Annotated in this window: 13 protein-coding genes; 3 read left to right on the top strand and 10 right to left on the bottom strand. The window is 40.2% G+C overall.

Features of this window, described 5'->3' with window-relative positions; all coding sequences use genetic code 11:
- Nucleotides 1-122: 122 nt before the first annotated feature.
- From JNUCC23_RS13785 to JNUCC23_RS13810, 6 genes are all read right to left on the bottom strand, one after another.
- Complete coding sequence (locus JNUCC23_RS13785) at nt 123-353, bottom strand: hypothetical protein (RefSeq protein WP_403070415.1); 231 nt, start codon at nt 351-353, stop codon at nt 123-125.
- Between the two features lie 60 nt (nt 354-413).
- Nucleotides 414-1886 carry an NCS1 family transporter gene (locus JNUCC23_RS13790; RefSeq protein WP_403072068.1) on the bottom strand — a complete coding sequence of 491 codons (1473 nt, stop codon included), beginning with the start codon at nt 1884-1886 and terminating at the stop codon, nt 414-416.
- 190 nt (nt 1887-2076) lie between these two features.
- Nucleotides 2077-3489 carry a dihydropyrimidinase gene (gene hydA, locus JNUCC23_RS13795; protein WP_454211946.1) on the bottom strand — a complete coding sequence of 471 codons (1413 nt, stop codon included), beginning with the start codon at nt 3487-3489 and terminating at the stop codon, nt 2077-2079.
- Nucleotides 3490-3527: 38 nt separating this feature from the next.
- On the bottom strand, nt 3528-4805 hold the full coding sequence (preA, locus tag JNUCC23_RS13800; RefSeq protein ID WP_454211948.1) for an NAD-dependent dihydropyrimidine dehydrogenase subunit PreA: 1278 nt from the start codon (nt 4803-4805) through the stop codon (nt 3528-3530).
- Nucleotides 4806-4846: 41 nt separating this feature from the next.
- Entirely contained in the window at nt 4847-6220 is a 1374-nt protein-coding gene (locus JNUCC23_RS13805; protein WP_403070406.1) for an NAD(P)-dependent oxidoreductase, read from the bottom strand.
- Between the two features lie 110 nt (nt 6221-6330).
- A complete protein-coding gene (locus tag JNUCC23_RS13810; RefSeq protein WP_454211950.1) occupies nt 6331-7221 on the bottom strand; it encodes a nitrilase-related carbon-nitrogen hydrolase in 891 nt (296 codons plus the stop codon).
- A gap of 591 nt (nt 7222-7812) precedes the next feature.
- On the opposite strand from JNUCC23_RS13810, the gene JNUCC23_RS13815 reads away from it, so the two are divergent.
- Nucleotides 7813-8157 (top strand): phage holin family protein, encoded by a 345-nt coding sequence (locus JNUCC23_RS13815; protein ID WP_403070400.1) that lies wholly within the window; start codon nt 7813-7815, stop codon nt 8155-8157.
- Nucleotides 8158-8185: 28 nt separating this feature from the next.
- Here the strand turns inward: JNUCC23_RS13815 and JNUCC23_RS13820 are convergent, their stop codons facing one another.
- Both JNUCC23_RS13820 and JNUCC23_RS13825 read right to left on the bottom strand, forming a co-directional pair.
- Nucleotides 8186-8977: an SDR family NAD(P)-dependent oxidoreductase gene (locus JNUCC23_RS13820; RefSeq protein WP_454211952.1), complete on the bottom strand. Its 792-nt coding sequence runs from the start codon at nt 8975-8977 to the stop codon at nt 8186-8188.
- A gap of 15 nt (nt 8978-8992) precedes the next feature.
- On the bottom strand, nt 8993-9958 hold the full coding sequence (locus JNUCC23_RS13825; protein ID WP_403070394.1) for an MBL fold metallo-hydrolase: 966 nt from the start codon (nt 9956-9958) through the stop codon (nt 8993-8995).
- Nucleotides 9959-10771: 813 nt separating this feature from the next.
- On the opposite strand from JNUCC23_RS13825, the gene proC reads away from it, so the two are divergent.
- Complete coding sequence (gene proC, locus JNUCC23_RS13830) at nt 10772-11623, top strand: pyrroline-5-carboxylate reductase (RefSeq protein WP_062183087.1); 852 nt, start codon at nt 10772-10774, stop codon at nt 11621-11623.
- Between the two features lie 76 nt (nt 11624-11699).
- A complete protein-coding gene (namA, locus tag JNUCC23_RS13835) occupies nt 11700-12716 on the top strand; it encodes an NADPH dehydrogenase NamA (RefSeq protein WP_454211955.1) in 1017 nt (338 codons plus the stop codon).
- Nucleotides 12717-12953: 237 nt separating this feature from the next.
- Here the strand turns inward: namA and JNUCC23_RS13840 are convergent, their stop codons facing one another.
- Nucleotides 12954-13178 carry a hypothetical protein gene (locus JNUCC23_RS13840; RefSeq protein ID WP_403070385.1) on the bottom strand — a complete coding sequence of 75 codons (225 nt, stop codon included), beginning with the start codon at nt 13176-13178 and terminating at the stop codon, nt 12954-12956.
- A gap of 213 nt (nt 13179-13391) precedes the next feature.
- A complete protein-coding gene (locus JNUCC23_RS13845; protein WP_454211957.1) occupies nt 13392-14573 on the bottom strand; it encodes an acetyl-CoA C-acetyltransferase in 1182 nt (393 codons plus the stop codon).
- Between the last annotated feature and the right edge of the window lie 207 nt (nt 14574-14780).

The following is a 14780-nucleotide window of genomic DNA, read 5'->3' on the forward strand; positions in this document are numbered from 1 at the left end:
CGTAATCATCCTTTTATGAGCATAAAAATTCACACATCTTTTTCATTCATATCCAGGTGTCCATAAAAGGAAACCTTCCACTCAGATAATGGGGAATGATCCCATTGGTCTATACATGTTGATTATATGTTTTCTGTTTGTTGTTTGATCAAAATAACGGAAAAATACTTACGTGCTTCAGGTGTTATAATGTGTAACGTTTTATTATTACTTTCGCCGTCATGATTTTTCCTTTTTTCAAATTCTACAAAAGCGCCACTCAAATTTTCCGTAATATGTTTGATTTTAAACCCCTTTTGTAGGAGGTTATCGATTCGATCTCGCTCTTGTAAGAACTGTTGGTACTCGGACATTTTCTTTCTCTCCTTTTTTAAAAATATATTCAAAAAAAGGCGGACAAAGACCACAAATGATTATAATTGTGATTCAACACTTTCAGGAACAACGGCCGTTTCTTCCCCTATATCAATGACCCAATCACGGCCAACTGTAATACCCAAATATTTTTCATCACTTGGATCCGTAATTTCTGCTTGTCGATATTTCTTAAACCACCAATATTTTGCTAAAAAGTAATAAATCACTGCACCAACCACAAAACCGACTAGAAAGGAATAAGCCGGTAGCCAATAGGCAGCAACACCACCAATAACCCAAGCAATCATTCCCGCCACATTAAATCCATTCATATATTTAAATTGGCCATGATCTTCATAAAGTTCATGCACATTCACTCGTCTCTTACGAAGTACATAATAGTCCGTAAATAAAATACCGACAATCGCAGACAAGATTCCCCCAATAATAAGGAGAGCTGGGATGATAACATCAAATAAACTCCATGGTTGTACGATGATCCCAATGATACCCGCTATAATAACTCCTGCCCAAAACGGTACTTTTGGCCCTCCTACATTGGAGAAAATCGTAGCAGCTGGAACTACATTGGCAGACGTATTTGTAGACCATTGCGCAAACACAATCATCAATAAAAGAATTCCTAAAACAAAGCCACTTGCAGCTTGTTGGAGTGCAGCAACAGGATCAAAATTAGATACTGCAATATATGAAACGGCACCGATAATGATCATAAATGTGTTGACAATCGGCATGACAATAATACTTCCTACAATTTGCGATTTATTTCGTTTAAACCAATTCCGTTCGTTTTTTGGAGCTTTAAAAAATCTGGATAAAGAAGGCATATCAGCTGCCAAAGTTGCCCAAAAGCCCATATTACTCATAACAACAACCATAAAAGCTGTTAGAGCAGCTCCCCCTGCAACAGGACTTTCAACCCATGACCAAATTTCTCTTCCTTGTTCCATTGCTTGGTCAGAAAGGGATGTGTACATCCATGCGGAAATAAGAATAATGATTGGTGCCGCTAAATCGGCAAAGCGCTCAATTGCCTTAATACCCAGTGCGGTATTGACTAATTGAACAGCTGCAAACAATAAGAAGCACACAAACCAATTATCAAATTTAAAGAGAATGTTTAAGATTCCATTCATGGCCGTTGCTCCGAAAAACGTATTGAGGCCGAACCAACAAGCAGCCGTTACGCCACGTACTAAAGAAGGGATATGCGTACCGATAGTTCCAAATGGCGCTCTCATATAAACAGGAAAGGAAAGGCCATGTTCAATGCCGATATCACCAATAATGGTCATGAACATCCCAATTGCAACAGACCCAATAAGCGTTGCAACAATCACCCATCCTAGCGGTAAACTTTGAACGCCTGCACCACCTATTGCAAATGCGGCTAAGACCACCGCCATCCCTACCCAAATCACCGCAAAACCTTTCGTTCCTATCTTTCTATCATCATGTGAAATCGGCAGTAAATCTGGCGACTTGAGATAATTCCCACTCTTTTTCATTGAGGCACCACTTCTCTCTGTTGTTTTTTGTAATATTCCAGCAATTATCACATAAGACACGTTAGCCATGCTGTGAGAAAAGAAAGGAGAGGCTACTAAACATTTGCTCCTCCAACTATAAAAATTGATCTTTATATAATGGAAATGGGAACGGGCCTTCACTAATATAAACATTATTATCGATGGAAAGTTAAACTAGATTTGTTGTTTCTGATTGATCGTTTGTACCATATTTCTTTCGTTTCAAATACTGGCCAGCTCCTAATTGTCCGACAAATTTCTTATCTCGGATGACAAATTCTCCTCGAGATAATACGGAAATAGGCTCTCCTGTCACTTTCATTCCTTCAAACGCATTATAATCAACGGCCATATGGTGCGTTTCTTGAGAAATGGTTCTCTCTACTGTTGGATCAAAGATGACAATGTCCGCATCCACCCCAACAGCAATCGTGCCTTTTCTTGGATATAGGCCGAACAATTTAGCCGATCTTGTTGATACAAGGTCAACGAATTGATTGAGTGATATTCTGCCTTTTTTTACCCCTTCTGAGAAAAGGATGCTCACCCGATCCTCAATAATTGGCCCCCCGTTCGGGATTTTTGAAAAATCACCTTTGCCAAGATCTTTTTGTCCATTGAAGTCAAATGAACATTGATCCGATCCTACTGTTTGCAGTTGCCCCGTTTTTAAAGCATTCCACAACACATCTTGATTCCATTTTTCGCGTAAAGGCGGGGACCAGACGAATTTTGCCCCTTCGAAATTCGGTTTTTCTAAGTAGGACTGATCCAACACTAAATACTGCGGACAAGTTTCACCCCAAATATCAATTCCATTATTTCTTGCTTCGGCAATTTTTCTAGCTGCATCCGCACAAGACACGTGGACAACATAAAGTTGCGAGCTGGCTAACCCGGTTAAGATTGCTGCTCTTCCGGTCGCTTCCCCCTCCACTTCAGAAGGTCTTGTTAAAGCATGATAGATCGGATCGGTATGGCCTTGTTCCAATGCTTTTTTCACTAAATAATCAATGACATCGCCATTTTCTGCATGTACCATGACGAGCGCTCCAAGTTCTTTTGCCGAAATAAGTGTACGGAAGAGTGTTTCATCATCGGCTTGCAGCACATTTTTATAAGCCATAAATACTTTAAATGATGTAATCCCCTCCTGTTCGATCACTTTAGGGAGTTCATGTAACACATCTTCATTCATTTCGACAATCTGCAGGTGAAAACCGTAATCAATCACCGCTTTATGATTTGATTTTGCATGCCAATTTTCGATCGCACTTTGTAATGTTTCACCTTTATTCGTTAAGCAAAAGTCAATGACCGTTGTCGTACCACCAAAGGCTGCAGCAATTGTACCGGTTTCAAAATCATCTTTTGTTACCGTCCCGCCAAACGGCATTTCTAAGTGAGTATGTGGATCAATGCCACCTGGGAACACATAACATCCTTTTGCATCAATGATCTCTGCATCATCAGATGAAAAATGCTTGCCAATTTGACTGATTACCCCATTCTCAATGAATAAATCTGCATGATACGTATCCGTCGCCGTGACAATCGTACCGTTTTTTATTACTTTTTTCATAAGTATCCTCCAATTTATAATAATTTGAATATCCAGTTTTATTTATTCGATTCACATGAAACTACACCCAGTGCTGCTTGGCGTTCATTCCAGGTCATTGGTGGCAGTCCACTTGGTATTTCAATCATGTCAATTGCACCATCCACTGGACATACGATTGCACATAAATTACAGCCAACACAGTCCTCTTCTCTAACTTTTAATAAGCTGTTTCCCGAGGGATCTTTCAACATGTCGATACATTGGTGTGACGTATCTTCACAAGCAATATGGCATTTATTACAATTAATACATATATCATTGTTAATTTGTGCAACGACTTTATAGTTCAGATCGAGATCGCCCCAATTTGAATATTTCTCTACAGACTTTCCTATCAAGTCCATTACTGAGGCAATTCCTTTTTCATCTAAGTAGTGATCCAATCCTTCAATCATATCTTCTACGATTCTAAAACCATGGTGCATAGCTGCTGTACAAACTTGTACACTAGTTGCACCCATTAACAGAAATTCAACAGCATTTTTCCAGTTAGAGATTCCTCCTATTCCAGATATCGGGATATTAATTCGAGGATTTCTCGCACACTCGCCAACCATATGAAGGGCAATCGGTTTGACAGCAGGTCCACAATAACCACCATGTGCTCCTATTCCGCCAACATGTGGGATGGTATTCCAAGAATCAATATCAACCCCTGCTAAACTGTTAATCGTATTGATCATGCTAATCGCATCAGCGCCACCTTTTACGGCGGCTTCGGCCGTAACCGTAATATCTGTTATATTCGGTGTCAGCTTAACGATTACAGGGGTTTTTGCGGCTTCCTTCGCCCAATACGTTTGTTTTTCCACTAATTCTGGTACCTGACCTGAAGCAGAGCCCATCCCTCTTTCAGCCATGCCATGAGGACAGCCAAAGTTCAGCTCTAACCCGTCTACTCCCACGTCTTCTACCTTTTTGACAATTTCATGCCATTTTTCTTGGCTAGGTTCAACCATCAGTGATGCGATGATGGTGTGATTGGGAAACCGCTTTTTTGTTTCATATATTTCCTTTAGGTTTACTTCCAGCGGTCGATCGGTGATTAATTCGATATTGTTAAAACCTGCTACTCTTTGGCCATTGAAGCTAACCGCTGCAAAACGCGATGTAACATTTAATATCGGATCACCCAATGTCTTCCATACGGCTCCTCCCCAACCAACTTCAAATGCACGTTGGACTTGATACCCTGAATTGGTTGGAGGAGCAGAGGCTAACCAAAATGGATTGGGGGATTCAATACCTGCTAGATTAATACGTAAATCAGCCATGATTTACCTCCTTATTAGTAAGATGTGTTTTGGATTTTGGATTATGATGTTTCTGTAACAGAATGAAACAATGATTTATGAATGGCATGGGCTGTTTCTTTTCCTTGCTGCGCAGCTGATACAACCATTGCTTCGCCCTGCCCTTTTCCAAAAATCACATCGCCACATGCAAACACCTTCTCATTAGATGTCTGAAAGGTGTTGTGATCAATTTTGATAACTCCACCATTATGCTCTAACGCAAATTCCTCAATTAGGTCTACATATCTTGATTGTCCAATTGCTTTGATAACCGCATCGACTTCAAGTGTGAATTCAGAACCTTCAATTGGAACTGGACGGCGGCGACCATCTTCTCCAGGCTCACCTAATTCCATCTTGATACATTCGATTTCCTTTACATGCCCCTGCCCGTCTCCAATGATCCGTTTTGGAGCAGTAAGCCATCTAAATTCAACACCATCTTGTTTCGCAAATTCATATTCAAACTCGTAAGCTGTCATTTCTTCGATTGTCCGTCTGTATAAAACTTTTACATTTGCAGCACCAAGACGAACGGAACAAGTGGCTCCATCAATCGCTGTATTGCCTGCTCCGATCACAGCGACTCGTTTTTTGAGAAACTGGTTGGAAATAGGTTTTGTTTTCGTTTCTTTTACAAATTCAATCGCATCATACACACCAGCTAAATCTTCCCCGCTAACCCCTATATCTGGAACACTAGACATGCCAATTGCTAGAACAACAATGTCATAGTTTTCAAGGATTGCTTCTACTGATATATCTTTACCTACTCGCGTATTTGTACGAATTCTCACCTGTAAGCTTTCTACTTGCTTTACTTCCCAATAAGAGATTTCTTTAGGGAGCCTGAATGAAACAATGCCATACGTGTTTAATCCACCCGCTTTTTCTTCTGCTTCAAAAATAGTAACGTCATAGCCTAATCGTCCAAGTTCCCGGGCACTAGCCAAGCCAGCTGGACCTCCACCAATAATGGCGACTGTTTTACCGTTCTTCTTACCTGGTTGGAACAAAATCTGCTCATTTTGTATCGCCCAGTCTGTTGCATAGCGCTGTAAGTTGCCAATCATGATTGGTTTTGTGGAATGGTTTAGTACACAAGCACCTTCACATAATTCTTCAGTCGGACATACACGAGCACAGCTTGCCCCAATCGGGTTCGCCGTCATAATCGTTTTGGCCGACCCTAACACATTCCCTGATGCAATTTTTTTAATGAATGTCGGGATATCAATTCCTGTTGGGCAAGCAGTAATACACGGAGCATCGTAACAATAGAGACAACGATTCGATTCTTCCATTGCTTCCTGTTTCGTTAACCCAGGATGAACTTCTTGAAAATTCCTACTTAAATTTTCAACTGAAATTCTTACTTGATTTACGTTACTCACAATAACAACCTCCCTTTAGAGAAGATCCTTACTACCTACTTTTTCACCCTTATAATAGAAAGGGTTTTATTACCCATATGATGTAAAGCTCCCATTTGAAAATTCATTTATTATGGTAATAACTCGGACATTTCTTGATACGTTTCCGGTCTTCGATCTCGGTAAAATTGCCATGTATCACGAACTTCTCGTATCATTTTTTTATTCATTTCGCCAATGATTACTTCATCACAGTCGCGACTTCCCATTGCGACAAAGTTCCCTCTTGGATCAACAAGATAAGATTGTCCGTAAAATTCCCCCATATTCCATGGCCCTTCTGTTCCTACTCTATTAATGGCACCAAGATAATAGCCATTCGCTACAGCATGTGCAGGTTGTTCAAGCTTCCATAAATATTCGGAAAGTCCAGCTACTGTCGCAGATGGATTTAACACAACTTCAGCTCCTTTTAATCCTAGTATTCTCGCACCTTCTGGAAAATGACGGTCATAGCAAATATAAACTCCTACTTTTGCAAACGCAGTGTCAAACACCGGATAGCCCAAGTTTCCTGGTTTAAAATAGAACTTTTCCCAGAACCCATAGCCTTCGTTTCCAACTCCTACATGCGGGATATGTTGTTTTCGATATTTCCCTAAATAAGCTCCATCTGCATCTATGACGGCTGCGGTATTATAGTATGTTGCAATCCCTTCCCTCTCATAGATTGGTAAAACAATAACTACATGTAATTCTTCTGCTAAATCCTGAAAAAGTTTTGTCGTTGGACCGTTCGGAATTTCTTCCGCTGCATCATACCATTTCGTATTTTGCTCTGAACAAAAATAGGGACCATAAAAAATCTCTTGTAAACAGATGATTTGTGCACCCTTTTCTTTTGCTTCCCTGACAAGCTTTATATGCTTTTCGATTGCTTGCTGCTTGTGAACCTCTACAGGTTGGTTTCCATCCATATCATTCGAAGCTTGAATAAGACCAATTTTCACGTTATCTGCCATAAGTAACCCCTCCTCAAATATGTTATGCATGTACACTATAAATATATGAATGATTTTTCCACACCCAAAGAAAACGCTTTCAAAAAAAAAAAAAAAGATAGCTAAATTAGCAGATCACGATTTATCTAAATGTGTTGGCATTATGCATTTTGTTAAATCAGGTAATCTGTTAGTCATTCATTATGTAACATACAAAAGCATGGAAAGAAATATCCCCATATATACCACTGAAAGAAACTTTCCCCCGGTTTAACAGGCTGTAATACCCCACTGATGGAAGTATGACTTTTTTCATAAAATACTTAATCATACATCTCAATTCCTGCATGAGCGATATTAGGATACTAGTGGCGTTCTTTTGTCATATGTCCCAAGCTACATTCACTTAACACGCCTTGATTTCATCGACATTTTTAAAGGTCTGACCCTGTGGGGGAAAATTTTCTTTCGTTTTATACATATAAGACTAGATCATGGTTGTACAGAAATACATAAATTGTAATAAATTGAAACTTCAATCAGTGCTTGAAGGGGAGATCTAACGCATGAAGAAAATGAAAAGAAGAAGCATACGAAAGGGAAGAGTGCTAGATGGATTTTTTAACGATCTATATTCGGAATGACGCATTGATTTTGATTCCCGTCTTGTATTTTATTGGACTATTTTTGCGTCAAACACCATTTATTCCAGCATGGAGCTATGCTTGGATTCAGGTTAGTTTTGCCATAATGTCTTGTCTGCTTTATTATGGATTTGCGATCACGTCTGTTGTACAAGGAATTCTTGTAACAGGTGCAGCGGTGGTATTTCGGGATTTAATCCATAATACACTCTACGGAATTAATGAAAAGAAATCCGGGAAACAATGGGACCCATATAAAGGAGGATTTGTACCTAAAAATGAAGTGAATAAAAAAGATAAGACCAGTGAATAGTCAAACTGGTCTTATCTTCTTTCAACCATTACTTTTTAAAAAAAGCATTTTTCCCAAGCGTTTCTACCGTATTAGGAAAAAGTGTATGAATCTTACTAATCGCATTCATGAAGCGCGGTAAATTGATCTCGCGTTTTTTCGTAAGCATCGCTGACACGATTTTATCCGCCACATATTCTGGCTGTAGGATAAATTTTTCGATATTCTTCACATATGTTCCGCTTTCATCGGCAATGTCAAAGAAGTTTGTTGCAATCGGTCCTGGATTAACGGTTGTCACATGAATTCCATCACGCATTACTTCCAGACGCAACGCATTGGAATAACCAATCACTGCAAATTTAGTTGAAGAATATAGAGTAGACTTTGGCGTTGCAATCTTTCCTGCCATGGAAGCAACATTGATGATATGACCGGATTTCCGCCTTTTCATCGCAGAAACGACCATTTTCGTACAAGCCATCAAGCCGATTACATTTACTCGGAACATGGCTTGAATTTCGTCAGTATCTGTTTCGTCGACTTCTTTAAAAGTGCCATACCCAGCATTATTCACGAGAACATCGATTTCTCCAACGTGTGCATAAATCTCTGTAAATACTTCAACAATCTTTTTCATATCTGAAACGTCTAAGGTATACGAATATGCCACATCTCCATACTGGTTGTTTAGCTCATTCCTTAGCTCCTCTAATTTATCCGTATTTCGTGCAAGCAGAACGACACGTGCTCCCTGCTTTGCCGCCTTCCTCGCAACTTCTTTGCCAATCCCACCTGAAGCACCTGTAATGACTACGCATTTATTAAGTAATCTACTCATTGTCTACTCCTCGATTCACTTATTTACTAAATATATAGATGTCCCGAATTGATTTTCCTTTTTAATTTCTCCTAAAGCCTCTAAATAGTCAAGTTGACCGACTGTTTCAGAAATCGTTAAGCCAAGCTCTCTGCGATATACTCTCGGAAAAAGCTGTTTACAAATCTCAAACCCCGTTTGCGGCTTAGCTTCGATCATTCGTTTGACTTGCATAGCACGCCCATGCTGTCGAGCTAAATTATGGTTGATCAACGCATGCGTATCGGAAATATCCCTACCATGTCCTGAATAGGTGAGTGAAATGGGGAGCTCGAGCCACTTCCTAAGAGAGTTATTGTATTGATTTAATGGCTCCGGACGGCTTTCATTAGGTGAAATCGGTGGTTCCAAGATAGGATTTGGTGAGATTTTGTCCAGCAGATGATCCCCGCCAATCATCACCCCATCACTTTCCCGGTAAAGCGAAATGTGACTTTGGGCATGCCCAGGTGTTTCAATAACGCGAAAGCCAGAAAGACCAGGGATTTCATCTCCTTCTTGCAAAAATGATTGCACCGTACGCTTACTAATATACCTTCCCGAACCGCCATAATTGTTCATCGAAGTGATCATCTCTTCGGATACACCTAGTTCCTTTCCAATATTCAAGTAAAAAAAGTCAAGTGTCTCTTTGAATTCTTCTGTCAATTCAAGCCATCTTTGATTGCAAGCATGTCCAAACACTGTTGCCTGTTCAGGAAAAAAATCAATGCCACCAGCATGATCAGGGTGATGATGAGTGAGCACGATTTGATCAAAATCACTTATCAAGTGCCCTAAATCACGAAGTCTTTTTTCTAAAACTTCTTTTCCCTCACGAGTTCTCGGTCCTGTATCTACAAGTGTAAGCGCATCCCCTTTTATTACATAAACATTTACATCGCCAACAGAATAAGGAGTCGGAATCGATAGTTTTTCAATTTTCTCATCTAATCTTGTCATATGGATTCCACCTTTACTATTAAAAATAAAAAATTATATGTAAAATTTCAATGCGAATCGTTTTTTTAATTAAGATATCGTCTATATTTTACATCTCGTCTATATAATTGTCATTATTTTCACATAATAATTCATAAAATTATCGTCATGTCTATTGACAATAGATTGAGACTTCCATCATAATTTATAAAGTGAAACTTCAATCAGTGGGGTTGTCTTCATCCCCACTGATTGTTAGTCCCGTTTTACTGTCGCTAAGGTCGCAGCAAACGCTTCGTTCAATCGACAGTACGAACTAAGGATCAACGAACTCAGACGTTCCCGCATCCTGTGGGCCTCAACTAAACCTCTGCTCACGCATCGGTAAGTTTCGCTGTATCTCACCAATCAGGCTTTTACGAGCAGTTTACCCTCACCTACGCTTCTTCGATTCTTCTAAGCATTGAGGTGGAGGTATTACTACCCGTTAATACGGGATAAATAGTACTGGGACTGTAACCTAGTAAAGGAATACAGAACAGCTAAATTCCATGCACATCCCAATATGTAAATAGTAGGCGATGAATAAGACCAGTACATAAAATATGGTGCAAGAGAGTGAGGCTCATCAGGCTGCAAGGCTTCACCACCCGCTGTTTATCGAACCTCCCTTATGAGCCATCAGGTAAACCTGACGTCCGTCCGGCGATAACGGACTGTGAGCTGCATCTTTCAAAAAGAAAGATGAACGAAGGTGGTACCACGGAAGTTATGTCTTTCGTCCTTTATTGGATGAAAGGCTTTTTTATTTATTCAAAAAAAGGAGCGAATGAAATGAACAAAATCACATGTATCGGCATCGGTTCAATGGCAGAAGCGATTATATCAGGCATGATTGCAAGAGGCGGAGTCAATCCTACACAAATTAAAGTAGCAAATAAATCAAATCAAGAACGGTTAGCTTATGTAAAACAACAATATGGGGTACATGGTCACACATCTCTTGAAGCTGCTCTAACTGATGCAGATGTAGTACTTCTTGCAGTGAAGCCTAAAGACGTACTTGCTGCGTTAACAGCCGCCCGCCCCTATTTAACTGAAAATATGCTGCTCATTTCCGTAGCCGCAGGTGTTAATCTAGCAAGCCTTGAAGAAATTATTGAAACGAAAATGGCGATTGTCCGGGCCATGCCAAACACCTCGGCTGCTGTCGGCTTATCGGCTACTGCTCTTTCCGCTAATTCACTAGCAGGAAACGCACAGCTTCAAATAGCCATTGAACTATTCAAATCCATTGGCACTGTGTCCGTTGTCGAGGAAAACAAATTAGACGCGGTAACTGGTCTTTCAGGCAGTGGCCCTGCCTATATTTACTACGTAGTGGAAGCAATGGAGAAATCTGCCCAAGAAATCGGCCTTGATCCTGTCACAGCCAAACAGTTGATTATCCAAACCATTCAAGGAGCAGCAGAAATGCTGAATCAATCACCCAAAACACCAGCAACGCTCCGTAAAGAAGTAACCTCACCTGGAGGTACGACAGAAGCCGGACTTAAAGTATTAGAAAACTTTCATGTCCAGAATGCTTTTATCGCTTGTATTGAAGAAGCAACCGAACAAGCAAAACGGATGGGTGATGAAATCTCTAAAGAAATAAAAAAGGAGATTTCCAGTTTTAATTTCTAACGGATAATCAAATTTTTGGCAGAATCAAAATGAAGTTGATATACTAGCGATAACTTAATCCAAGGAGTTGAACAAAATGAGTGCTAAACTATTTTCACCTTATACAATTAAGAATATTACCTTAAAAAACAGAATTGTGATGTCGCCAATGTGCATGTATTCCTGTCCTGATGAAGATGGAATTGTGCAAAACTGGCATAAGACCCACTATACAAGCCGTGCAGTCGGAGGTGTAGGCTTAATTATCGTTGAAGCTACAGCCGTGACAGAACAAGGAAGAATCTCTCCGAATGATCTTGGTATTTGGAGTGATGAGCATGTATCAGGACTATCGGAACTTGTTTCACTCATAAAAGAACAAGGAGCGAAAACCGGGATACAAATCGCTCATGCCGGTCGTAAAGCTGAACTTAAAGAAGAAATTATCGCGCCTTCAGCCATTGCGTTTAATGATCGTTATCAAACTCCAAAAGAAATGACCAAAGAAAATATTCAAGAAACGGTTGTTGCTTTTCAAAAAGGAGCAGAACGCGCCAAGAAAGCAGGCTTTGAAGTGATTGAGCTTCACGGCGCCCACGGCTATTTGCTCAATCAATTTCTATCACCGATCAGTAACAAACGAACGGACGAATACGGCGGCTCTGCCGAAAATCGTTATCGGATTGTAAAAGAAACAATTACTGCTGTAAAAGAAGTTTGGGATGGACCATTATTCATCCGAATCTCAGCCAATGACTATTTAGAAGGCGGCATGACTCCCGAGCAGTATATCGAAATTGTAAAATGGATGAAGGAAGATGGCGTCGATTTAATCGACGTAAGCTCTGGCGCAGTAGCACCTGCCCGCATTCATATATTTCCAGGCTACCAGGTTTCTTTCAGTGAAACCATTAAACACAGTGCAGAGATTGCGACAGGCGCAGTCGGCTTAATCACTTCTAGCATTCATGCAGAGGAAATCCTGCAAAATGACCGCGCAGACTTAATTTTTCTTGCACGTGAGCTGCTCAGAAACCCATACTGGCCACGAACAGCCGCACAAGAATTGAACGCTGAAATCACACCACCCGCACAGTATGAGAGAGGCTGGTAAAACAGCAACACAAGCGTCTTGTTCTTAACAACAGGCTAGAATAAGCCAAGCAAGAAATATGAGAGGTCGTTTCCTTTACATATTTCTTGCTTGTTTATGATTTCCTAGATTTAATCTACTTTATCTAAAAACAAGAATTCATTGTTAGGGGATGCTCCCTGGTTCTTGCCATCAAGTAATTTTACAACCATTGCAAAAATAAGAGCCTAAAAAAACTTGGTATGATCAACCAAGTTTTTATCGGTATTTATAAACATAAATCTTTTCTGCAAAAAAACTTACAACCAAACCTATTATTAAAGGAACGAATGAGCCAGTTGAAATGATGAAGCCATTTGCGTTATCTATATACTCGAGATGAAACATTAACCAAGGGATGGAAAACAAATGACCAATTAAGAAAAGTACAACTGTCGTTAATACAAGCGATAAGAAGGTAACAATAAAACTCTTTAATTTCATCTATGCACCTCCTAAAACTATTTAAACAGCATTCTATTTTGTTGTTAATATTATACATTCAATTATTTGTTTAGCCACAATCTTTTAGAAAAAAGCCTTTAAAATAGACTTACTCTTAAAGGCGGCCCCGTTTCCAACCTCACTTTCGTTTCTTTCAAATGGGGAAAATCCCCTTTTTAGTTTCTAGATACTTGAGCTTTCATGATACAACCTTTAGACGTTTTCTAAAACAACAGCGATTCCTTGTCCACCACCAATACAAAGGCTTGCGATTCCAAAACGTTCACCCCGTCGTTTGAGCTCGTACGCTAGTGATAATAGGATTCGCGTTCCACTAGCACCGACTGGATGACCTAGTGCAATCGCACCACCATGGACATTCGTTTTATCACGGTCAAGCCCTAGCTCCTTCTCAACTGATAAATATTGCGCAGCAAATGCTTCATTTATTTCGACTACATCCATGTCAGCAATCGTCAATCCAACCTTATCCAATGCTTGACGGATTGCTGGAGCGGGGCCAATTCCCATAATTGAAGGGTCTACACCAGCCACTCCCCATGACACAATTCGTGCGAGTGGTTGTACACCTCTTTCGTCCACAGCTCTTTTACTTGCAACAATAACAGAAGCTGCACCGTCATTAATCCCACTCGCATTTCCTGGTGTCACGGTTCCATCTGTTTTAAATGAAGGTTTTAATGACGCCAATTTCTCTGCTGTTACATCCCCTTTTATATGTTCATCCACGGAAATAGACTTGGTGCCTTTCCGGTGTGGAACTTCAACAGAAACAATTTCTTTCGCAAAAACACCAGTGTCTCTCGCTTTGGCTGCACGTTGTTGACTTAACAAAGCGAACGAATCTTGTTCTTCTCGGGAAATCGAGTAGATGGATGCCAATTTTTCCGCTGTCATGCCCATTCCACTGCCTGCATACTCATCCGTTAATGTACTTTGCAACATATCGTCAAAAACAAGCGTCCCATATTTCGAGCCACCAAAACGCGCGTTGAAATTCGCAAAAGGTGACATTGACATATTCTCCGCACCACCAGCAAGCACGATTTGAGCCTCACCTAATAAAATATGCTGTGCAGCAGATACAATCGCCTGTGCACCTGAACCACATAAACGATTCACAGCGTATGCGGGAACCTCATAAGGCACATCCGCCTTTAAGCCGATATGTCTCGCCAAATAGGATGCATTCGTATAGGAATGAATAACATTCCCATAAATAACATGATCTACATCTGTTGGCGGTATGTTTGCTCTTCTTAAAGCTTCCCGTGCTGTCGCTGCCCCTAAATCAGCTGCCGAAACTTGAGCAAAGGATCCTCCAAAACTCGTAAATGCCGTTCGAGCCCCTTCTATTACATACACATCACTCATGCCTCTACCTCCTCCTTAACCAGGTATCAGAATATTCAATATATAGTAGAATTATAACCGTTTAGTTTTTTAAGTCTAGATTTTTCTGAACAACCTCTATAATTCAAAGTGTTTTTATTTCTCAAAATTTCCTCTTCTCACACTTTATATAGATTTCCTCATTCATAGGAGAGTTGAATTCTTCAAAGTAAAATCGACATCTGCCAA

The sequence above is a fragment of the Peribacillus sp. JNUCC 23 genome (genome assembly GCF_053653995.1).